Here is a 21,564-nt window from a genome sequence, read left to right as displayed (position 1 = left end):
AGGACACTTCATAAATTAGTGATTTGTCCTCCTTTTTTATTTTAAAATTAGACGTTAAAAGGGGGCTACAAGGTTGCAACGAACAGGAATTTACGGTACAGTAATATAGAACGTGAAACAAAAAATGTTTCACGAAAGGAGACTTACTAAATGAATCCTGAACAATTTCAACGAGCATTAGCCGACCATGGCATTGCGTTATCAACAACCCAAATGAAACAGTTTGCCGACTATTATCACTTACTAGTCCAGACTAACGAGCATGTAAACCTTACGCGGATTACGGAAGAAAGTGAAGTATATTTAAAACACTTCTATGATTCAATCACCGGGGCCTTTGCAGCACCACAATTGCAAAACGAAGTCCTAACATTATGTGATATAGGTGCAGGAGCAGGTTTTCCATCGTTGCCGCTTAAGATTGCTTTCCCACAATTAAAGGTGACGATTGTGGATTCACTAAATAAACGGATTGCCTTTCTAACTGACTTAGTTACTAAGTTGGGACTAAAAGATGTAACACTTATCCATGATCGTGCTGAGACATTTAGTGCAAAGCAAAGTCCTTATCGTGAAAAGTTTGATCTTGTCACTGCTCGGGCGGTAGCAAGACTATCTGTTCTTAGTGAGTTATGTTTACCAGCAGTTAAGGTTGGCGGTGAATTTATTGCTTATAAAGCGAGTGCTGCTTCTGAGGAACTACAGCAAGGTGGGACCGCAATAAAAAAACTTGGTGGTAAAGTCCAGCAGACGACTACTCTGACCTTGCCAGGGACGGATGAAGAACGTAATATAATTGTGATTGATAAAGTCCAATCGACACCTAATAAGTATCCTCGTCGTCCTGGATTACCAAGCAAAAAACCAATTCAATAAAGTAAGGAGTTAAAATTATGGCTTTTTCATTATTTGGTATTGGAAAAAATAATTCTGATAATACAAAAAATAAGGTCGTTGAAGTAAAGCTGGACCAAATTATCCCTAACCGTTACCAGCCACGAAAAGTATTTGATCAAGATGGTATTCGTGAACTAGCCCAAACGATTGATGAACATGGTTTGTTACAACCAATTGTGCTTCGCGAATATGAGCCGGCAAAGTATGAAATTATTGCAGGAGAGCGACGTTACCGGGCAATGAAGCTCTTAAAGTGGGAAAAAGCACCGGCTATTATTGAAAAAATGAGTGATCAGGAGACCGCTTCTTTAGCGTTAATCGAAAACCTTCAACGGTCACAATTAAGCTCGGTTGAAGAAGCACAAGCATATCGACAATTAATGGATCTTAATCATCTGACCCAGTCGCAACTCGCAAAGGGAATGGGAAAGAGTCAGTCATTTGTTGCCAATAAGCTTCGATTGTTACGATTGATCACGCCTGTCCAAACGGCAATTCTTGATCACCGAATTTCGGAACGTCATGGTCGCGCTTTATTAGACCTAGACGAAAAACAGCAGCGTGATATGCTGATGCGGATTGTTAATGAACGGCTGACTGTTCGGCAGACAGAAGATGAAGTGGCAAGACTGCTCGGGCGCCCCTTACCTTCAGAAATTGCCGAATTAAAAGCAGCGGCAAAACGGAAAGAACTTGCTTCTCTTGAAAATCATTCAGAAGAAGCAGAAGAACCAACAGTAAATGTAAAGAAAAAGACTGTTAAACGTAAGACAAATAAAAAGACGAAAACTGCTAAGGCTAAGCAGGCTAACGATGCACGAATAGCCTTGAACACGATTAAGAAATCGATTAAGATGGCAACCACAAATGGTTTTGATATTAAAACGCACGAAGAAGACAATGGCGATACTTACCAATTAACTATTGAAATTCCGAAGAAACAGTAGGGAGGCCGAAAAATGGGTTCTGTAATTGCATTAGCAAACCAAAAAGGCGGTGTTGGTAAGACCACGACAAGTGTTAATTTAGGTGCATGTTTGGCTGACCTTGGTCAACGAGTCTTACTAATTGACCTCGATCCGCAGGGAAATGCAACGAGCGGTTTGGGAGTTGAAAAACAAAATATTGAGCAGAGTGTTTATGATGCATTGATTAATGATGTTCCATTAAAAGACGTTATTCAAAAGACGAGCCATTCGGGCGTCGATATTGCTCCGACCACGATTGCCTTATCAGGAGCAGAAGTAGAATTAACTAACTTAATGGCACGGGAAACGCGACTTAAAGACTCATTTGGGGATGTTCGTAATGAGTACGACTATATCCTTATTGATTGCCCGCCATCGCTTGGTTTGTTGACGATTAACGCTTTTACAGCTAGTGATTCAATCCTTATTCCAGTTCAAAGCGAGTATTATGCTCTTGAAGGATTGAGCCAGTTGCTAAATACAATTAAACTTGTTCGCAAGCATTTTAATCCTCAACTACGGATTGAAGGCGTCTTACTGACGATGTTTGATAAGCGGACTAACTTAGGACAGCAAGTAAATGCAGAAGTAAAGAAATTTTTTGGTGAACAAGTTTACGAAACGATTATTCCCCGTAATGTCCGTTTATCAGAGGCACCAAGTCACGGTTTAGCAATAATCGACTATGATAAAAATTCGACAGGTGCACATGTCTACCAACAATTAGCAAAGGAAGTGTTGGCCAACCATGGCAAAGAATAAAAAAAGTGGTTTAGGACGTGGAATTGAGGCGCTCTTTGCTGAAAACAAGGTAACAGAGCCAGCAGCAGATGAAACTGTTCAGGATATAAAACTATCATTGATTCATCCGAACCCATACCAGCCACGACGGACGTTTGATCAAAAGGCGTTAGCTGAATTGGCAACATCGATTGAAAAGTCAGGGGTCTTTCAACCAATCATTCTTCGCCAATCTGATTCCACCATTAACCGGTATGAGCTGATCGCAGGAGAACGGCGCTTTAGAGCTTCAAAGCTTGCTAAACAAAAGACAATCCCTGCTATTATCCGCGATATGACGGATGAGCAGATGATGGAAGTGGCAGTTTTAGAAAATCTGCAACGGGAAGACTTAACACCATTAGAAGAAGCGCAGGCGTACCAAATGTTAATGGATAAATTGTCACTTACTCAGGCACAGGTAGCGGCACGGTTAGGGAAGAGTCGCCCCTATATCGCTAATTATTTACGCCTATTAGGCTTACCGACCGTTATTAAAGAATTTTTAAATGAAGGTAAACTATCAATGGGGCAAGCACGAACAATGCTTGGCTTAAAAGATAAAACAAAGCTTGTTCCGCTTGCGCAACGAGCGGTTAACCAAAATTTAACAGTTCGCCAACTAGAAGAAATTGTGGCACAAGCAAATGGCACCGCAAAAAAGAAAGAGCAACGACGCGGTCAACGAAAGCCGGTATATATTCGCGCAGCTGAATCACAGCTCCAGAGTAAGTTTGGGACAAAGGTATCAGTAGCACAAAGTCGCAAAAAAGGAACTGGTAAGATTGAAATCCCATACAGTTCTAATGAAGACTTTACCCGAATTTTAGAGCTATTAAATATCACTCTTGACTAAGGAGGAATTATTCATGGCAACTTATGATAAAGGCGATATTGTAATGATGAAAAAGGCACACCCTTGTGGAACAAATCGGTGGTTAATCACACGAGTTGGCGCAGATATCAAAATTGAGTGCCAAGGATGTGGTCATATTGTCATGATGACCCGTCAAAAGTTTGATAAGGGCCTGAAAAAAATTCTTGAGAAGGCTGACCAGCAAGATTAATATTTTAAAAGATTGCTGTAACAAATATAAGATTGTAGTTTAAAATAATAATTGATTAATTGAAAAGGAAAGTGAACAACATATGTCATTAACTGCAGGAATCGTTGGCTTGCCAAACGTTGGTAAATCAACACTTTTTAACGCCATTACTAAAGCGGGGGCCGAGATGGCCAACTACCCATTTGCAACGATTGACCCAAATGTGGGAATGGTTGAAGTACCTGATAGCCGGCTTGATCGAATTCAAGAGTTAATTCCCGCTAAGAAGATTGTACCGACAACATTTGAATTTACTGATATTGCTGGGATTGTTAAAGGGGCAAGTAAAGGTGAAGGCCTCGGTAACAAGTTTTTGGAAAATATTCGCCAAACAGATGCAATCGTTCATGTTGTACGGGCATTTGATGACAGCGACATTACTAGTGTTTCCGGTAAGGTTGATCCGATTGAGGACATTGATACGATTAATTTAGAGTTAGTTATGGCTGATTTAGATGCGGTTAATAAGCGTTTGGCTAAGGTACAACGGGCTGCTAAAGGTCGGGATAAAGATGCTTTAGCTGAATTGGACGTCCTAAATAAAATTAAGCCAGTTCTTGAAGATGGAAAGAGTGTCCGCTCAATTGACTTTAACGATGATGAACAAAAGATTGTGAAGGGCCTCTTCCTATTAACTAGTAAGCCGGTTCTCTATGTTGCTAATATTGCCGAAGAAGATATGGCCGATCCAGAAAGCAATAAGTACATGGATGCAATTAAGGAGCATGTTAAGGACGACGGTGAAGTAATTGGGGTAGCTGCGGCTGCCGAAGAACAAATTGCTGAAATGGATGAGGCAGATAAGGCTGATTTCCTTGAAATGGAAGGCGTTACAGAACCAGGACTAAATCGGTTGATACGAGCAGCTTATAAGCTTCTGGGGTTAGAGACCTTCTTTACAGCTGGCGGACCTGAAACACGGGCATGGACTTATAAGAAGGGTACTAAGGCACCGCAAGCAGCCGGAATTATTCACTCTGATTTTGAACGTGGATTTATTCGTGCTGAAGTGATGAGTTTTGAAGATCTTGATAAACTTGGTTCAGAATCAGCGGTTAAAGAAGCTGGGAAGCTCCGTCTTGAAGGTAAAGACTATGTAATGCAAGATGGCGACATTGTGGAATTCCGGTTCAATGTCTAAAAACTCTAAAGATAGGAGAAGTTTTAAAGTGAGTGAAGAACAACCACGCAACGCACAGGCTGGTCAACGGCAGAAACAACTAGAAAAAGAGCGCCGTCAAGAAACTGGCAATGCTTTTAATAAGTATAATCTAACGCGCAAAAATGAAGATTTTATGTACCAGTTAAATAAACAATTAGATCGTTTGGGCGTTCCTTCAGATAAAAAAGAGGGAATGCTACAAGAAACGATTAATAAATTGTTAGCGGGGCAAAAGAAGAACCAGACAGCGCGGACATTGCTAGGAACCCCGACTGAATATGCAAAAGAATTAAAGAATCCTAAGCCGACACCAGCACAAGTTAGTAAGCAATCAATTAAGTTATTAGCGATTGATAACATGTTGATTTTCTTAAGTATCTTTACGTTTATGTTTGGATTGATGTTCTGGTTATCACCAGCGGCAATGCAAACTAAGAATGCTGGTAGTAGCGGTATTACAGCAATTTTAATCGTTGCAATTACTGGGGGCCTTATTTTTGGCTATGTTGCAACCCAGGTTCAGCCACAAGTTAATGAACAAGGCAAGCGGGTAAGCAAAAAGCCGCTTTGGCAACGGATTGTATTAATTATTGCAGGATTAGCGGCATGGCTAATTATCTATATGTTGGTAAGTATGTTGCCAAATGCGATTAATCCGCGTCTTAATCCATGGGTTTACATTATTATTGGGGTTGTTACCTTTGTTGGTGATATGTACTTCCGATCAAAGTTCCACGTTACCGGATCGCTTTATGGTAACCGGACAGCAAGAAAATAATAGATAATCAAAGAAAGTTTGTACAAAACATGTATTTTGTTACAAGCTTTTTTATTTTTTGTGAATTTTGAAAGAAATTTCTTAAAATGTGTGGACAAATGTGCAAATGATTGTTAAGATGTAAACGTAGACTTATGAAAGCGTATTCACTCGCTGAGAGGAGATTATAAATTATGAAATTAACACAGGCACAATTAGCAAAATACATGGATCACACAATGCTCAAGCCAGAAGCAACTGCAGAAATGATTGATAAGGCAATTGCTGAAGCTCGTAAGTATAATACGGCTTCTGTATGTATTAATCCATACTGGGTTAAGCGGGTTCATGAAGGATTAGCTGGAACAGATATTAATACTTGTACTGTTATTGGTTTCCCTCTCGGTGCTACTTCTACTGAAAGTAAAGTTTTTGAAACTAAGCAGGCTATTGAAGATGGTGCTGATGAAGTTGACATGGTTATCAACATTGGTGAATTAAAGGGTGGCAATGATGATGCAGTTGTTGCTGACATTAAGGCCGTTGCAGATGCCACTCACGAAAAGGGGAAGATCCTTAAGGTAATTATTGAAAACGCCCTACTTACTGATGAAGAAAAAGCTCGTGCAAGTAAGTTAACCGTAAAAGGTGGCGCTGACTTTGTGAAGACTTCTACTGGTTTCTCAACATCAGGTGCTAAGGTAGAAGACGTTAAGATTATGCGTGAAGCTGTTGGTCCTGATTTTAAGATCAAAGCTGCTGGTGGAATTCACAGTTTACAAGAAGCTTACGATATGATTGAAGCCGGCGCTAACCGTCTAGGAGTATCTGCTTCTGTTCAAATCTTAGAAGAAGCCGCTCAACAATAAAATATAAGCATTAATTGCTAATCTCAATTTAGAAATAGGAGGAGTCAAAATGTCATATAAACGTGTTTTTGTTATTGTAATGGACTCAGTTGGTACAGGTGCAGCTCACGATGCCGCTAAGTTTGATGATGTTGGTTCAGATACCCTTGGCCACGTTGGCGAGTATTATAAAGGTGCCTTGAAGTTACCAAACCTTGGTAAATTAGGGATTAGTAATTTGCGTGACACACCAATTGAAGGAGTACCAGTTGCTGATCCTGCTATTGGTGATTATGGCAAGATGGAAGAAATTTCCGCTGGTAAAGATAGTATGGATGGCCACTGGGAAATGATGGGCTTGCCAGTTGCAAAGCCATTATCAACTTTCCCTAATGGTTTTCCACAAGAAATCGTTGATAAGCTTGAAAAATTCTCTGGACGCAAGGTTATTGTTAACAAGCCTTACTCAGGAACAGAAGTAATTCATGACTATGGTGAGCGTCAAATGAAGACCGGAGAATTAATTCTCTACACTTCTGGTGACTCAGTAATGCAGATTGCGGCCCATGAAGATGTCATTCCAGTTGAAAAACTTTATAAGATTTGTGAATATGCACGGACGCTTGTAAATGGACCCGAATACACTGTTGGCCGGATTATTGCACGTCCATATGTTGGCCCAGATAAAGATCATTTTACCCGGACAGCAAATCGTCATGACTTTAGTTTGAAGCCGATTGGCAAGACTGATATGGATCGGTTGCGTGAAGCTGGTTATGATGTAATCGGTGTTGGTAAGATCAATGATATTTTCTCTGGTCAAGGAATTGATAAGGGCTACCACAATGAAAGCAACATGGACGGAATGGACCACGTTGACGAAGTAATGAAGCAGGACTTTACAGGCTTTTGCTTTACTAACTTAGTTGACTTTGATGCAATGTACGGTCACCGTCGTAATCCTAAGGGCTTTGGTCAAGCTTTGATGGACTTCGATAAGCGTCTAGGAACTGTTCTTGACGAGATGAAACCCGATGACTTATTAATGGTAACAGCTGATCACGGTAATGATCCCGGCTTTAAGGGAACAGACCACACCCGTGAAAATGTTCCATTGTTGGTATACTCACCATCAATGAACAAGCCTAACCAATCATTGGGCTTACGAAAGACATTCTCCGACCTTGGAGCAACTATTTTGGAAAACTTCAATGTTGAACCTGTAAAGGGTACTAGTTTCTACAAAGAAATTAGTAACGACTAGGACAATTAATTAACGGAAAAGGGGCGATACATGATGCGAATGGTTGACATCATCGACACAAAACGGAATGGTGGGACGTTAAGTGATGAGCAATTACAATTCTTCGTTGACGGGGTAGTAAACGGAACAATTCCTGATTATCAAATTAGTGCGCTTTTGATGGCAATTTACTTTCAGAAAATGACCAAGGAAGAGCAAACTAGTTTAACAATGAAGATGATGGAGTCTGGTGAACGGCTAGACTTAAGTCGGATTCCAGGAATTAAAGTTGATAAACATTCCACTGGTGGTGTTGGTGATAAGGTTAGTCTGCCACTCGCTGCAATGGTTGCCGCAACTGGTATTCCTGTGCCAATGATCTCAGGCCGCGGTTTGGGACACACCGGCGGAACGCTTGATAAGCTAGAAGCAATTCCAGGTTTTCGGGTGGAACTTTCGGAAGACGAATTTATTGATCAAGTCGCTCAAGAAAAACTAGCAATCGTTGGCGCTACTGGTGAAGTTGCCCCAGCGGATAAGAAGATTTATGGTTTACGAGATGTAACGGACACAGTTGATTCAATTCCGTTAATTGCTAGTTCAATTATGAGTAAAAAAATTGCTTCAGGGACGGATGCGTTAGTAATTGATGTTAAAACAGGTGCTGGAGCATTTATGAAAACTCTTGATCAGTCACGTGCACTTGCAAAAGCGCTCGTTGAAATTGGGAAGCAAGCTGGATTAAAATGTATGGCCGTGATTTCTGACATGAATCAGCCGCTGGGTAATAAGGTTGGTAATTCCTTAGAGATTGAAGAATCACTAGATGTCTTAAAAGGTAAGGGACCAGCTGATTTAACGGAGCTTGTATTGACCCTCGGAAGCTATATGGTAGTAATGGGTGAGAAAGCCCAAACTCCAGCAGAAGCACGTAAATTATTAGAACAAACAATTGCTGATGGATCCGCTCTTGATCGATTCAAAGCCATGATTAAGGCGCAAGGCGGTAATCCGGCAGTTGTTGATGATTACCAGTTGATGCCGCAAGCAAAGTATCGAATTCCGTTTAAAGCTGACCGCGATGGGGTATTAACAAAGTTATCAGCGGATGAAGTTGGTACAGCTAGCATGTTGCTTGGTGGTGGTCGACAAAAGGCCGATGATAGACTTGATTATAGTGTTGGAATTGAGTTACACCACAAGTTGGGGGATAAGGTTAAAGCTGGTGAACCGCTTTTAACTATTTATAGTAACCGTAAAGAAATAGATGATGTTGAGCAGTTATTACGTGAAAGTATTGTAATTAGTGATCATGGTGAAGTACCAACACTAATTCATGAAATTATTGAATGATTAGATTGAGGAGGAATATATCAATGAGTACACATATTAATGCCAAAAAAGGCGATTATGCAGATACAGTCTTACTACCAGGTGACCCATTACGTGCCAAGTATATTGCTGAAAACTTTTTAGATAATGTAAAACAAGTTAATGCTGTGCGGAATGCCTTTGGTTACACAGGTGAATATAAGGGCCATCGAATTTCTGTTCAAGGCTCAGGGATGGGTATTCCATCGATGTCAATTTATATCAATGAACTAGTTCGTGAATTTGGGGTAAAAACAATTATTCGTGTTGGATCATGTGGTGGAATCGCTCCAGATGTTCATGTTCGGGATGTTCTTCTCGCACAAGGGTCATCAACTGATTCTGCGGTAACAGTAAACACGTTTGGCCCTGGCTTTCACTATGCACCACTGGCAGACTTTAAACTATTAGATACTGCCTACCAAGTTGCTGGTAAATTGGGTATCGATACTAAGGTTGGTGACATTTTTGCGGCTGATCGTTTCTATAATGATGAGCTTGATATGAGCAAGTTACGTGACTATGGAATTTTAGGAACTGAAATGGAATCTGCTGGTCTTTACCTCTTGGGAGCTAAACTTCACTTCCGTGCTCTTTCTGTTTTGACAGTTAGTGACCTTATCTTCGGTGATGAAAAGGCAACTGCAGAAGAGCGTGAAAGAACGTTTAACGACATGATCAACATTTCATTAGAAACAGCAATTGCTGATAAATAGTTGCTTGTCTTAATAGTGAAATACACTTTATAATATAAGATCATAAAAAAGCAAAGAAGCAGAAAAAAAGATAATATGCTTCTTTGCTTTTTATAGTGTAGAAAGGGATTAGAGTATGGATGACAAAGATCGAATAGAATTAGCGCTTAAAGTAGCAACGCTATACTATCGTGACGGTTGGAACCAAAGCGATATTGCAACTGAGTTAAATATTTCCCGGGCAACAGTTTCCAGATTATTACAGTTTGGCCGTGAACGTGGCTTAGTGACGATTAAAATTCATAATCCGATAGCACCATTGCATCAATTAGAAGTTGACCTGCTTGCTAAATATCCATCTTTACGGAAAATTATTATTGTACCGGGAACTGATGATCCATTAGAAGAAGTGGGAGCAGCAGGAGCACAATATATCGAACAAGTAGTAAAGAATAAAGATATTATTGGCCTAGGATGGGGGAAAACGGTCTATCAAGTTGGCCTTCACTTAAAGCCTAAAGATGTATCGGATATTACTGTTGTGCAAATGAAAGGCAGTATGGCGAATACTAATACGCGTAACTATGCATTTGAAACGGTTAATATTTTTGCTAATGCATTTAATACGATTCCGCAGTATTTACCGCTGCCGGTGATTTTCGACCATGCACAGACACGGGAATTAGTGGCTAATGATACACATATAAAACATATTTTGAAATTAGGCGAACAGTCTAATATTGCCGTCTTTACCGTTGGAACTGTTCGAGATTCCGCACTTTTATTTAAACTAGGTTATTTTACAAAACAAGAACAACAAACTTTGCAACGTGAAGCGGTTGGGGATGTATTTTCCCGTTTTATTGATAGCAGCGGGCGGATTGTTAATGAGAATATTAATCAGCGTACCATTGGAATTTCCCTTCCTGAGTTAAGAAAGAAAAAACATAGTATTTTAGTTGCGGCTAATGTAGCTAAAGTACCGGCAGTTCATGGCGTTCTAACAGCGGGATATGCCAATACCCTCGTTATTGATCAAGAAAGTGCAAATAACTTAGTCAATTTTTTTAAATAAATTTAATATTTTAATTGACCTTAGTACAAATTCCTAGTAGAGTATACCTAATCAAAAATCAAAGGAGTTGCACAACAGATGTCAAATTGGGACACAAAATTTGCCAAGAAGGGCTTAACCTTCGATGATGTATTACTTATTCCAGCTGAAAGTCATGTATTACCAAATGAAGTTGACTTAAGCACACAATTAGCGAAAAATATCAAGTTGCATATTCCGCTTATCAGTGCTGGAATGGATACGGTTACTGAAGGACCAATGGCAATTGCGATGGCACTGCAAGGTGGCTTGGGAGTTGTTCATAAGAATATGTCAATCCAAGCACAATCAGGTGAAGTAGCTAATGTCAAGAGCGTTGTTGTACCTGCTAGCGCAACCAAAGCAGCTGTTGATGACCAAAATCGTTTGCTTGTAGCTGCCGCAGTAGGGGTGACGAGTGATACTTTTGAACGAGCAGAGTCACTTTTAAAAGCTGGCGCGGATGCAATTGTTATTGATACTGCTCACGGTCATTCAGCAGGTGTTCTGCGCAAGATTGCGGAAATTCGTGAACACTTCCCTGAAGCTACCTTGATTGCTGGTAATGTTGCCACCGGTGAAGCCACAAAGGCATTATTTGATGCTGGTGTTGATGTTGTTAAAGTTGGTATCGGCCCTGGTTCAATTTGTACGACACGGGTTGTTGCCGGTGTTGGTGTCCCACAAATTACGGCGATTTATGATGCGGCTAGCGTTGCTCGTGAATACAATAAACCAATTATTGCTGATGGTGGTATTAAGTATTCTGGTGATGTAGTAAAAGCACTTGCTGCCGGTGGGAATGCTGTGATGCTCGGTAGTATGCTTTCTGGTACTACTGAAGCTCCTGGTGAAGTATTTGAAGATAACGGCAAGAAGTATAAAGCCTATCGCGGAATGGGGTCAGTTGGAGCGATGGCGCAAGCTCATGGATCATCTGATCGTTACTTCCAAGGCGGAGTTAATGAAGCTAATAAACTCGTGCCAGAAGGAATTGAGGCTCGTGTTGAATACAAAGGCGATGTTTCAGATATTGTCTTCCAAATCGATGGTGGGTTACGATCAGGAATGGGCTATGTTGGGGCAGCAAATATCCCATCGTTAATTGAAAAGGCTCAATTTGTCCAAATTACTAATGCTGGTCTCCGTGAATCACACCCACATGATGTTCAAATTACACGGAATGCGCCTAATTACAAATAATTATGGTAACGGTGACTCTTTTTCCTCTTTATTATATAACTAGGAGAATAACGTTAAACTGATAATAATTTAAAGAAGAGTTGGAAAAACATCTTGTTTTTTCCAACTCTTTACTTTTTTAAATATTTCCTGGGAAATAACTGGAGGGTAAACTTTTTGTTAAGGCACCACAAGAATTATCGCTTTTTAGTCAGAGTTAGTTATAATATTCAATAGGATATTATGCTGAAAGGGAGAGCCACTTATGAAAATTTTAGTTGTCGATGACGATAAAGAAATTGTTCAATTACTTGAGATTTATATTCGTAATGAAGGATACGATCCAATCTCTGCTTATGATGGTAAGGAAGCATTGACAAAATTAAACACGAATCCGGATATTGGTCTCATTATTCTTGATTTGATGATGCCTGAAATTGATGGAATGAGTGTTATTAAACGGGTGCGGAAGGATTCTGATATTCCCATCCTGGTTCTTTCTGCTAAGACCGGTGACATGGATAAGATTCAAGGTTTAGTTACTGGTGCGGATGATTACGTTACCAAGCCATTTAATCCGTTGGAAGTAATGGCACGGGTTAAGTCATTATTACGTCGTAGTCAAGGAGAAGTTACTAATGATCAACCAGACATTTTAAATGTTGGTCCGTTGACAATTAATAAAGATTCGCATGAAGTTAAGACGATTAAGGGCGATGTGATTCAGTTAACAGCTCTTGAATTTGGGATCCTATATTTACTTGCTAGTCATCCTAATCGTGTCTTTTCTGCTGACGATATTTTTGAACGGGTATGGCAACAAGAGAGTGTTGTTTCTGCTAAGACAGTAATGGTTCATGTGAGCCATTTGCGGGATAAAATTGAGGAAGCAACTAATGGTGAAAAGGTTATTCAGACTGTTTGGGGTGTCGGCTATAAGATTGAGGATCATTAGTCTATTGTTTGATGATGTGGAGGAAAAATTGTGAAGTTAACGGGGCGTGAGAAAAGTTCACTGATATTAGAAGGGGTAGTAACGGTAATCTTACTCTTGCTGTTGAATATGGCAGTAATTGTAATTATCCAAGATGCTATTCAATCCAACCCGGGTGTGACAAATGGAATTTTCATGATTAAACAATCATTACGGGTTGGACCGCTTCAAGCACAAATCTGGAGTTATCAGCGAATTTTAATTGCATTCTTGGCAGTTATTGACATATGGGTAGTTTGGTGGCGTCTACGTCGGCGGTACCACTTATACCAAATGGATCATATTATTGCTGAGTTGCATTATATTGCGCAAGGACACTTAGATCATCGGATTCCGTTTAGGTTGAAGGGCAATCAGCAACATGTAATTACTAGTGTGAATGCATTAGTTGATAGTGCTGTTCGTTCAATGGATGATGAACGAAAGATTGAAAAGTCTAAAGATGAGTTAATTACTAATGTTAGTCATGATTTACGGACACCGCTGACTAGTATTATCGGATATTTAGGTTTAATTGAGGATAAGCAATATCGTAGTGAGGAGGATATTCTAAAATATACGCATACTGCTTATGAGAAAGCAAAACAAATGAAGACATTAGTTGATGATCTTTTTGAATATACAAAGGTTCAGCAACATGGTGCGCCGGTTAATATTATGAAAATTGACCTTGACCAATTAATTGAACAATTAACGGCAAGCTTTGAACTTGAAGCACAGCATCGTGGAATTGAGATTACATCATCGGTAGTTCCTAATCCATTAATGATTGAGGCTGATCCTGAAAAACTAGGTCGAGTATTTAATAACCTGGTCTCAAACGCATTTAAATATGGAAATGGCGCAAGTTATATTCGGATTGATGCACGTCAAGAGCGGGATATAGTTGTTGTGAAGGTTGCTAATGATGGGACACCAATCCCAGAAAAATCACTTGACCATATCTTTGAGCGTTTTTACCGTGCGGAGGCGTCACGATCGCGTGCTACTGGTGGAACCGGCTTGGGGTTGGCAATTGTGAAAAGTATCGTTGACCTTCATCATGGTAGTGTACGAGTGACGTCGAATGATGATGAAACAGTATTTATCGTAACTCTACCATTAAAACAAGATAAAGAAAAATAATCAGATATGAGAAAAAAAGTCTAAAATCATATGATTTTGGACTTTTTTCTTTCTCCGTTATACTCAACTTATTTGTTATGTGGTAGACTAAAGAAGCATTGTGTCACGTAATATTTAGAAAAAGATACAAATTATTGGAGGAAATTCTGTGGCTAAAGCGCAAATAAATCCAGAAAAGGCACGTTGGCTTGAAGTGCTTGGTGTTTCAATGCCATTGTGTCTTAGCTATATTCCAATTGGATTAGCCTGTGGTATCTTGCTACATGCGGCAGGTTTTAACTTTATAATGATTCTACTGGTGTCAGTATTAGTCTTCTCTGGAGGAGCTCAATTTATTCTGGCATCCTTATTAACTGTAAACTCACCATTAAGTACGATTTTTCTCTCGTTATTCTTCTTAGAATTACGTTATGCCTTACTAGGATCGAGTTTGTCAAAATATATTAAGCAAAAATCAGCTCGCTTTATTTTGATGTTTTCTGCATCGATGAATGATGAAAACTATGCTATTAATTATATGAAGTTTGCGACTGATAAGAAGTGGACGCCTGATGATGCATTACTAGTCGAGTATTATTCACTTGCAGCGTGGTCAGTAGCCAATATGGTCGGTGGATTAATTGGTGGAGCAATCTCTATTGACCTTGAAGTTGTTGACTTTGCTTTAACAGCTTTATTCTTGTACATGATTGTTATGCAGGTCCAAAACCACTTAAGTTTCGTTATTTGTATATTGGCATCTGTCCTCGGGGTATATTTCCTTGTTCTAACAAAGAATACCTTAGGATTAATCATTGCGACGCTTCTTGCTTCGTTTGTTGGTTTTATGATTGAAAATACGGTACGGCGTCATAGTAAGAATCCTAGCAATAATTGGTTCTTAACTAAAATGTTTAGACCGCAAATCACTAAGACGACGCTTGAAGATAAGCAAGCACAAGAGAAAAAAGAAATTAAGGAAGTTGAAAACCTGGAAAACAAGATTGAAGATGTTGTGAAGCATCATGAACATCATGAAGACGACAACCAACATCATAATGAGGGTTAGACATGGAACAACTATTAAGCAATAAGATCTTTTACCACATTATAGTGATTGTATTAGCAGCAATTGCAGCTTTTATACCACGTTATTTACCGGTACTGTTTTTTTCAACACGAAAAATTCCTGAATGGTTTAATGAATGGATGAAGTACGTCCCGGTAAGCCTTTTCGCAACATTGGTCGTAAAGGGAATATTTGTGGATAGTTCATACAACTTTATTGCATTTGGTCACGTTGAGCAGATTATCGCTGCGTTGATTGTTATTGTAATCGCATATTTTACGCGGTCAATGTCGATTTCGGTAATTGCTGGCTTGGTTGCAGTTTGGTTATTGAGCTTAGCGTTATAAGGGTAGTTTTGTTATAATTGAATTGAGCTTTTAAGCGGTGGATTGGTTTCTAAGTTGTGGAGAAGCCAGTCCATTTATTTTTTAAGGAAGTGATTGCGTTGGATTTTAGGCAGATAATGGCGTTTGTTAATCTCGCTAACACTTTAGACTATCAGTTAGCAGCAAAACGATTAGGTTTATCGGTTGATGAGCTAAAAGCAGAGATTGAAAGCCTTGAAAAAGAATTGGCCGTCAAAGTTATTCAATCTAAAAATGATAAGTTTGAATTAACTGAGCTTGGGACTTCGATCTTACCATTAGCAAGCAAAATAATTGAGGATCAAGCTAAATTAGCAACTCTGATCAAAGATTATAAAGAGAAAGAGAAGCAACAAGCAATAAAACTGACGGTAGTACCAGCATTTGGCAATTACGAGGCAGCATCAGCAATTCAGAGACTAGCTGAGCAATATAAGTTGACGATTACTGAAGATGACGATCCGGTTACACGGTTAGAGCAAGGCCAAAGCGATATTGCATTTATAAGTTATGCTGATAAGCTTCCCGATGATTTTGAATTAATTTCGGTTGGAAAAGACCGGCTTGTGGCATATGTTCCAGTTCGTAATCCGCTTTCTAAAAAAGCAACATTAGCCCTTACAGATTTAAAGGCAGAAAAATTTTTAACGCTTAATCAGCAAAAAACATTTGCAGCGTTTGTTCAGCAGGTTTGTTCTGATGCAGGTCTTTATCTATATTCTGTCTTTGAGGGAGAACGAGGAAAGACATTGGTAAATATGGTTGCCCTTGGCATGGGAGTGACCTTATTAATGGAACAATCAATAAGTAAAAACTTGGATAGTAAGGTTGTTAAAATCCCAATCGTTCCTGAGATTACCCAGCACCTTGCCTTTGCCCGTCGTAAAAATATTGAACATGCGCCAATTCAAGAAAAATTATGGCATGATTTAAAGAAATTATTTGAAAAATAAAAAAGATTTGACAATTTTAGAAACAACGCTTATTATCATAAATAACAAAAATACCTTTAACTTAGTCCTGTGAGGCTAGGAAGGATTTGATTGAGCGTTTAAGTATACCTTCTTAGCTATTGCTGAGGAGGCTTTTCTTTTAAGCAGTAGCATTAGGATGCGCCATTAAAATCAATAGGTATTTTGAAACGACCGACCATTTAAATGTTCCAGAGAGGACATAACGGTGTGTTGTTTTTAGCCTTTAAATATCCTAGAAACAAAACAGCGGTGACTCTCAGTAGGTAGATGGGAAGTCACCGCTGTTTTATTGTAATGAGCTAAAAAAGGAGCGTTATTTGATGATTAGTACAGAAAGAATTCAACCAAACTTAGTCACTGTTGCCAATATGGATGCTGAAGATGCAATTGATTTGATTCATGAAGCGCAGGCATATAAGGCTGGAAAACAAGCAGTTCTTACTGCACCAGCATATGCGGTTAATCTCTTCTTTGAAAATTCAACTCGAACAAAGACAAGTTTTCAAATGGCGCAGATGAAGCTGGGAATGCATGTCCTCGAATTTGAAGCAGGCACAAGCTCAGTAAAAAAGGGCGAAAGTCTCTATGATACGGTTAAAACAATGGAATCAATCGGTGTCAATATTGCGGTGATTCGCCACCCTGAAAACGAATATTATAAGCAATTGCTTAACCATCGTGACCTAAAGATTGGAATCGTCAATGGTGGGGATGGTAGTGGGCAACACCCATCACAATGTTTGCTGGACATGATGACAATTGATGAAGAATTTGGCGGGTTCAAAGGATTGAAAGTATTAATCATCGGTGATCTTAGCCATTCTCGGGTTGCACATTCTAATGCAATGATGCTTAACCGGTTAGGCGCAGAAGTTTACTTTGCGGGTCCAGAAAAGTGGTATGATCCTGCGCTTGAACAGTACGGAACTTTTGGCAACTTCGATGAGCTACTTCCACAAATGGATGTAGTCAATTTACTCCGGGTGCAAAACGAACGCCTAACGACCGCAGATGGACAGGCATTTAATGCTAACCAGTACCACCAAGCATATGGTTTAACATTAGACCGGGCTGCAAAAATGAAGCAGGGCGCAATTATTATGCATCCCGCCCCAGTGAATCGCGGAGTTGAGGTTGATAGTTCGCTTGTGGAAGCTCCTAATTCGCGAATTTTCCAACAAATGACAAACGGGGTATACACCCGAATGGCGATCCTTAGTCGAGTGCTTCGTTACCAAGGATTAATGTAAAGAGGTGGTCGTGGTGAGCAGGGCAACATTATTGATTAACGGTCGCCGAGTTTATAACGATAGATTAGTTAAGGGTGAAGTGCTGATTGTAAACGGTAAGATTAAAGAGATTGGCGAACATGTTCACGAACCTGGGGATGCGGAAAAAATAGACTTGAACAATAACCTGATTACACCAGGGTTAATTGACATTCATGTCCACCTCCGTGAGCCAGGTTACACGAATAAAGAAACAATTGCAACTGGCAGTAAGGCTGCTGCACACGGTGGCTTTACGACAATTGCTGCCATGGCTAATCTTAACCCTACATGTGATACACCAAAAAAATTTAGGGAACAGGTTAGGCGAAATGAGAAAGCTGGATTGGTAAAGATTCTCCAATATTCACCAGTCACGGTTAATCGTGCGGGAAAACAGTCAGTTAATATTGCTGACCAGTATAAAGCTGGTGCCCGCCTCTTTAGCGATGATGGAGCTGGTATTCAAGATGCCGGAGTCGTGTATCAAGCAATGCAACAATTAGCGGAAGTTAATGCGCCGCTGTGTGATCATGCACAAGATAACCAGCTTGCGCAGAATGGGGTGATTAATGATGGAGCAGCTATTGCAAAAAAATTGTCACTACCAGGAATGCCAGCGATTAGTGAAACCGCGCAAATTGCTCGTAACCTTACAATTGCGCAGGCAACTGGTGCCCATTATCATGTTTGTCATGTTTCAACAAAAGAAAGCATTGATCTTATTCGTTATGCAAAACAACAAGGAATTAATGTTACCTGCGAAGTTACGCCCCATCACCTACTCCTTGCAGATGCTGATATTAAAAAGGATGATGCCGAATTCAAAATGAATCCTCCTCTTCGCCGGCGAGTTGACCAGCAGGCCTGCTTAGTTGGTCTGCTAGATGGCACGATTGATTGTATTGCTACTGATCATGCGCCTCATACTGATGCAGAGAAACAGCAAGGATTCTTAAATTCACCAAATGGAATTGTTGGGTCTGAAACAGCCTTTGCATTACTTTATACTCATTTCGTTAAAACCGGTATTTTTACCCTTGCGCAATTAATCGATTGGCTGACTGTTAAGCCACAGGCAGTTTTTAACCTTGATAATGCAGGCTTGCTAGAAGTAGGCGATCCCGCAGATATTGCCGTATTTGATATTGATCACCAAAATATAATTTGCCCAGAACAATTTTTCTCGAAAGGACATAATACTCCTTTTATGGGTGACCAGGTATATGGAATGACGAAGAAGACTTTTGTAGACGGCAAACTCGTATATACGGAGGATTAAAAATGGAAGCAACACAGCGTTTGGCGGTTGAACTGCCGGGCCTTTCACTAAAAAATCCAATTATTACGGCAAGTGGGACTTGTGGCTATGGTCAGGAAAATGCTAAAAAATATGACCTCAATCGTTTAGGTGCAATTGTGTTAAAATCCACAACTGTTCATCCCCGTCAAGGCAACCCACGGCCACGAGTTTGTGAAACCAGTGCTGGTTGGCTTAATGCAAATGGCCTTCAGAATGTGGGCATTGCCGCAGCAACAAGTGAAAAAATTCCGTGGTTACGAAAACACTTTCCGCAATTACCAATTATTGCCAGTGCTGCTGGTTTTTCTGAAGACGAGTACGTTCACGTTGTCAATAAATTTGCCAATACAGCGGGGGTTAAAGCAATTGAATTAAACGTGTCGTGTCCTAACGTAAAGCATGGTGGGCTGGCGATGGGGACCGATCCCGAAGTACTTCAACGATTAGTAAAACAGGTAGTTAAAGCAGCATTAGGAATACCAGTCTATGTAAAGTTGACCCCTAATGTAACTAATATTGTTCCGCTTGCCCAAGCCGCCGAGCAAGGAGGAGCAAATGGTCTTACGATGATTAATACATTAACTGGTCTGAGTATTGATCTCAAAACGCGGCGGCCAGTACTCGCAAACGTAACCGGTGGATTATCGGGACCTGCAATTAAACCCTTAGCATTGCGGATGATTCATCAGGTACGGCAGGTGTCTACCATACCAATTATCGGTGTTGGCGGAATTGAATCTGCTGAGGATGTTCTTGAGTTTATGATGGCCGGTGCAAATGCAGTTCAAATTGGTGCAGCTAGTTTTCATGATTCTTTAGCCTGTCCCAAAATTGCTGCCGATTTACCAATTGTAATGGATCATTACGGGATAAAAAAACTTACGGATTTATGGGAGGTTAGATTTTGAAACGGTTTGTACCAATGGTAGCTATTGATGTAGCAACTAAGCAGGAAGCGATCGCCTTATTTGATAAATTAATGGTTGATCCCCAACCGATCGTAAAAATTGGAATGGAACTGTACTACGGTCTAGGCCAGGTAATTGTTTGCGAGGCAAAGAAGCGGGGATTTAAAGTGTTTCTTGACTTGAAATTATATGATATTCCCAATACGGTTCATCGTGCAATGGCAGCGATTGGCAGGTTGGGAATTGATTTCACAACGATTCATGCGGCTGGTGGCAGTGAGATGATGATTGCTGGGTTAGCAGGGTTAGAAGAGGGAGCAAAAGAAGTGGGAGTAGCACCTGCTAAACTTTTGGCAATTACCCAGCTAACATCAATTGATGAACAAATTCTTCATGAGCAACAGCATGTTGACTTGTCGTTGATTGAGTCGGTACAAAATTATGCTCAATTAGCAGAAAGAGTTGGCCTTGCCGGAGTTGTTTGTTCGGCACATGAAATTAAGGCAATCCGCAAAGTAACCGGGGATGACTTTCTTTGTGTAACTCCGGGAATTCGACCAGTCCATGCGCTTAAAGATGATCAAAAACGAGTTGTTACACCAGTGCAAGCGAGAATAGATGGTAGTAACGCAATTGTTGTTGGTCGGCCCATTACTCAAAGTGTTGATCCGGTGGCTGCTTACCAGAAAATTCAAAAAGCATTCTTAAACGAGGAGGAAGAAAAATGACATACTCACAACGTGTTGCCAAAGCATTACTAGACATTCATGCTGTTGCCTTAAATCCGGAACGTCCTTTTACCTGGGCAAGCGGGCTTAAATCACCTATCTATACTGACAATCGACTAACGATTTCTTATCCGGAAGTGCGCCAAGCGATCTTTAATGGAATGGTTGAACAAATTAAACTTCATTTTCCCGACGTTGACGTAATAGCGGGAACCGCAACTGCGGGAATTCCGCATGCTGCTTGGGTAGCTCAAAATATGGAGTTGCCAATGATCTATGTCCGAACCAAACCTAAAGACCATGGTCAAGGCAAGCAAATTGAAGGAGTTCTTAAAGAAGCTCAGCGTGTTGTAGTGATTGACGACCTCGTTTCAACTGGTGGTAGTGTATTAAACGCTGTTCATGCAGTTAAGAACGCGGGTGGTAAAGTGCTTGGCGTTGTTTCTGTCTTTACATATAACTTGCCAGCAGCGGAACAGAATTTTATGGCAAATAACCTCAAATACTATTCGGTGACTGACTACGTAACTTTAATTAAAGTTGCTAAAGAAAATAATCAAATCAGTGCTGACCATTTAAAGTCGCTTCAACAGTGGCGCAAGGATCCACTTAGCTGGAGTAAAGAACAAGCATCATAATGGTTAAAAGAATATGAGTAAAAAATCCGAACTATAATTTCTGAAAGGGCGTTTTAGCCTAACATGTCAAAAATTATGGCTCGGATCTTTATGTGTAAGAATAAGATTTAA

General features: G+C 40.1%; 23 protein-coding genes. All 23 read left to right on the top strand.

The features are described 5' to 3' along the window. The first annotated feature begins 150 nt into the window (after nt 1-150). The 23 genes from rsmG (at nt 151) to pyrE (ending at nt 21,453) form a co-directional block, all read left to right on the top strand. Entirely contained in the window at nt 151-876 is a 726-nt protein-coding gene (rsmG, locus tag H5S39_RS03000) for a 16S rRNA (guanine(527)-N(7))-methyltransferase RsmG (protein ID WP_182596786.1), read from the top strand. Between the two features lie 17 nt (nt 877-893). Then, nucleotides 894-1,844: a nucleoid occlusion protein gene (locus H5S39_RS02995; RefSeq protein WP_182596787.1), complete on the top strand. Its 951-nt coding sequence runs from the start codon at nt 894-896 to the stop codon at nt 1,842-1,844. 12 nt (nt 1,845-1,856) lie between these two features. Further along, nucleotides 1,857-2,627, top strand: coding sequence for a ParA family protein (locus tag H5S39_RS02990; RefSeq protein ID WP_182596788.1), 771 nt, complete (start codon nt 1,857-1,859; stop codon nt 2,625-2,627). Continuing rightward, the gene (locus H5S39_RS02985) at nt 2,614-3,501 is read left to right on the top strand and encodes a ParB/RepB/Spo0J family partition protein (protein WP_182596789.1); all 888 of its coding nucleotides are present in this window, start codon (nt 2,614-2,616) and stop codon (nt 3,499-3,501) included. Before H5S39_RS02990 ends, H5S39_RS02985 begins: the two co-directional genes overlap by 14 nt. A 13-nt stretch (nt 3,502-3,514) precedes the next feature. Beyond that, nucleotides 3,515-3,712 (top strand): DUF951 domain-containing protein, encoded by a 198-nt coding sequence (locus H5S39_RS02980; protein ID WP_182596790.1) that lies wholly within the window; start codon nt 3,515-3,517, stop codon nt 3,710-3,712. A gap of 82 nt (nt 3,713-3,794) precedes the next feature. Continuing rightward, nucleotides 3,795-4,892: a redox-regulated ATPase YchF gene (gene ychF, locus H5S39_RS02975; RefSeq protein WP_182596791.1), complete on the top strand. Its 1,098-nt coding sequence runs from the start codon at nt 3,795-3,797 to the stop codon at nt 4,890-4,892. 28 nt (nt 4,893-4,920) lie between these two features. Continuing rightward, a complete protein-coding gene (locus tag H5S39_RS02970) occupies nt 4,921-5,691 on the top strand; it encodes a DUF1129 domain-containing protein (protein WP_182596792.1) in 771 nt (256 codons plus the stop codon). 173 nt (nt 5,692-5,864) lie between these two features. Continuing rightward, nucleotides 5,865-6,539: a deoxyribose-phosphate aldolase gene (gene deoC, locus H5S39_RS02965; protein ID WP_182596793.1), complete on the top strand. Its 675-nt coding sequence runs from the start codon at nt 5,865-5,867 to the stop codon at nt 6,537-6,539. Between the two features lie 49 nt (nt 6,540-6,588). Beyond that, nucleotides 6,589-7,782: a phosphopentomutase gene (locus H5S39_RS02960; RefSeq protein ID WP_182596795.1), complete on the top strand. Its 1,194-nt coding sequence runs from the start codon at nt 6,589-6,591 to the stop codon at nt 7,780-7,782. A 33-nt stretch (nt 7,783-7,815) separates the two neighbouring features. Then, nucleotides 7,816-9,114, top strand: coding sequence for a pyrimidine-nucleoside phosphorylase (locus tag H5S39_RS02955; protein ID WP_182596829.1), 1,299 nt, complete (start codon nt 7,816-7,818; stop codon nt 9,112-9,114). Nucleotides 9,115-9,137: 23 nt separating this feature from the next. Continuing rightward, nucleotides 9,138-9,848 (top strand): purine-nucleoside phosphorylase, encoded by a 711-nt coding sequence (gene deoD / locus H5S39_RS02950; RefSeq protein ID WP_182596796.1) that lies wholly within the window; start codon nt 9,138-9,140, stop codon nt 9,846-9,848. 115 nt (nt 9,849-9,963) lie between these two features. After that, a complete protein-coding gene (gene deoR, locus H5S39_RS02945; protein WP_182596797.1) occupies nt 9,964-10,902 on the top strand; it encodes a DNA-binding transcriptional repressor DeoR in 939 nt (312 codons plus the stop codon). Nucleotides 10,903-10,980: 78 nt separating this feature from the next. After that, the gene (gene guaB, locus H5S39_RS02940) at nt 10,981-12,123 is read left to right on the top strand and encodes an IMP dehydrogenase (RefSeq protein ID WP_182596799.1); all 1,143 of its coding nucleotides are present in this window, start codon (nt 10,981-10,983) and stop codon (nt 12,121-12,123) included. 244 nt (nt 12,124-12,367) lie between these two features. Next, nucleotides 12,368-13,057 (top strand): response regulator transcription factor CroR, encoded by a 690-nt coding sequence (croR, locus tag H5S39_RS02935; protein WP_182596800.1) that lies wholly within the window; start codon nt 12,368-12,370, stop codon nt 13,055-13,057. A gap of 30 nt (nt 13,058-13,087) precedes the next feature. Continuing rightward, on the top strand, nt 13,088-14,221 hold the full coding sequence (locus H5S39_RS02930) for a sensor histidine kinase (protein ID WP_182596801.1): 1,134 nt from the start codon (nt 13,088-13,090) through the stop codon (nt 14,219-14,221). 148 nt (nt 14,222-14,369) lie between these two features. Next, the gene (locus H5S39_RS02925; RefSeq protein WP_182596802.1) at nt 14,370-15,269 is read left to right on the top strand and encodes an AzlC family ABC transporter permease; all 900 of its coding nucleotides are present in this window, start codon (nt 14,370-14,372) and stop codon (nt 15,267-15,269) included. Nucleotides 15,270-15,271: 2 nt separating this feature from the next. Further along, complete coding sequence (locus H5S39_RS02920) at nt 15,272-15,616, top strand: branched-chain amino acid transport AzlD family protein (protein WP_182596803.1); 345 nt, start codon at nt 15,272-15,274, stop codon at nt 15,614-15,616. 89 nt (nt 15,617-15,705) lie between these two features. Further along, on the top strand, nt 15,706-16,587 hold the full coding sequence (locus H5S39_RS02915) for a LysR family transcriptional regulator (protein ID WP_182596830.1): 882 nt from the start codon (nt 15,706-15,708) through the stop codon (nt 16,585-16,587). A 341-nt stretch (nt 16,588-16,928) separates the two neighbouring features. Further along, a complete protein-coding gene (locus tag H5S39_RS02910) occupies nt 16,929-17,858 on the top strand; it encodes an aspartate carbamoyltransferase catalytic subunit (protein ID WP_182596804.1) in 930 nt (309 codons plus the stop codon). A gap of 13 nt (nt 17,859-17,871) precedes the next feature. Continuing rightward, nucleotides 17,872-19,158 (top strand): dihydroorotase, encoded by a 1,287-nt coding sequence (gene pyrC, locus H5S39_RS02905; RefSeq protein ID WP_182596805.1) that lies wholly within the window; start codon nt 17,872-17,874, stop codon nt 19,156-19,158. A gap of 2 nt (nt 19,159-19,160) precedes the next feature. After that, nucleotides 19,161-20,087, top strand: a complete 927-nt coding sequence (locus tag H5S39_RS02900; protein ID WP_182596806.1) for a dihydroorotate dehydrogenase — start codon at nt 19,161-19,163, stop codon at nt 20,085-20,087. Further along, entirely contained in the window at nt 20,084-20,815 is a 732-nt protein-coding gene (gene pyrF / locus H5S39_RS02895) for an orotidine-5'-phosphate decarboxylase (protein ID WP_182596807.1), read from the top strand. The genes H5S39_RS02900 and pyrF overlap by 4 nt, the downstream gene beginning before the upstream one ends. Then, complete coding sequence (gene pyrE, locus H5S39_RS02890; RefSeq protein WP_182596808.1) at nt 20,812-21,453, top strand: orotate phosphoribosyltransferase; 642 nt, start codon at nt 20,812-20,814, stop codon at nt 21,451-21,453. The genes pyrF and pyrE overlap by 4 nt, the downstream gene beginning before the upstream one ends. The last annotated feature ends 111 nt before the right edge of the window (nt 21,454-21,564 follow it).

It is taken from the genome of Limosilactobacillus rudii (genome assembly GCF_014145455.1).
Lineage (GTDB): Bacteria > Bacillota > Bacilli > Lactobacillales > Lactobacillaceae > Limosilactobacillus > Limosilactobacillus rudii.
This window is presented reverse-complemented; position numbering and strand designations above follow the sequence as displayed.

Coding starts and splice junctions, on each gene's coding strand:
- H5S39_RS02960 (WP_182596795.1), top strand. CDS start 6,589: ATGTCATATAAACGTGTTTTTGTTATTGTAATGGACTCAGTTGGTACA.
- H5S39_RS02920 (WP_182596803.1), top strand. CDS start 15,272: ATGGAACAACTATTAAGCAATAAGATCTTTTACCACATTATAGTGATT.
- rsmG (WP_182596786.1), top strand. CDS start 151: ATGAATCCTGAACAATTTCAACGAGCATTAGCCGACCATGGCATTGCG.
- deoR (WP_182596797.1), top strand. CDS start 9,964: ATGGATGACAAAGATCGAATAGAATTAGCGCTTAAAGTAGCAACGCTA.
- deoD (WP_182596796.1), top strand. CDS start 9,138: ATGAGTACACATATTAATGCCAAAAAAGGCGATTATGCAGATACAGTC.
- deoC (WP_182596793.1), top strand. CDS start 5,865: ATGAAATTAACACAGGCACAATTAGCAAAATACATGGATCACACAATG.
- ychF (WP_182596791.1), top strand. CDS start 3,795: ATGTCATTAACTGCAGGAATCGTTGGCTTGCCAAACGTTGGTAAATCA.
- H5S39_RS02955 (WP_182596829.1), top strand. CDS start 7,816: ATGCGAATGGTTGACATCATCGACACAAAACGGAATGGTGGGACGTTA.
- H5S39_RS02900 (WP_182596806.1), top strand. CDS start 19,161: ATGGAAGCAACACAGCGTTTGGCGGTTGAACTGCCGGGCCTTTCACTA.
- H5S39_RS02995 (WP_182596787.1), top strand. CDS start 894: ATGGCTTTTTCATTATTTGGTATTGGAAAAAATAATTCTGATAATACA.
- pyrE (WP_182596808.1), top strand. CDS start 20,812: ATGACATACTCACAACGTGTTGCCAAAGCATTACTAGACATTCATGCT.
- H5S39_RS02985 (WP_182596789.1), top strand. CDS start 2,614: ATGGCAAAGAATAAAAAAAGTGGTTTAGGACGTGGAATTGAGGCGCTC.
- H5S39_RS02910 (WP_182596804.1), top strand. CDS start 16,929: ATGATTAGTACAGAAAGAATTCAACCAAACTTAGTCACTGTTGCCAAT.
- guaB (WP_182596799.1), top strand. CDS start 10,981: ATGTCAAATTGGGACACAAAATTTGCCAAGAAGGGCTTAACCTTCGAT.
- croR (WP_182596800.1), top strand. CDS start 12,368: ATGAAAATTTTAGTTGTCGATGACGATAAAGAAATTGTTCAATTACTT.
- H5S39_RS02990 (WP_182596788.1), top strand. CDS start 1,857: ATGGGTTCTGTAATTGCATTAGCAAACCAAAAAGGCGGTGTTGGTAAG.
- H5S39_RS02980 (WP_182596790.1), top strand. CDS start 3,515: ATGGCAACTTATGATAAAGGCGATATTGTAATGATGAAAAAGGCACAC.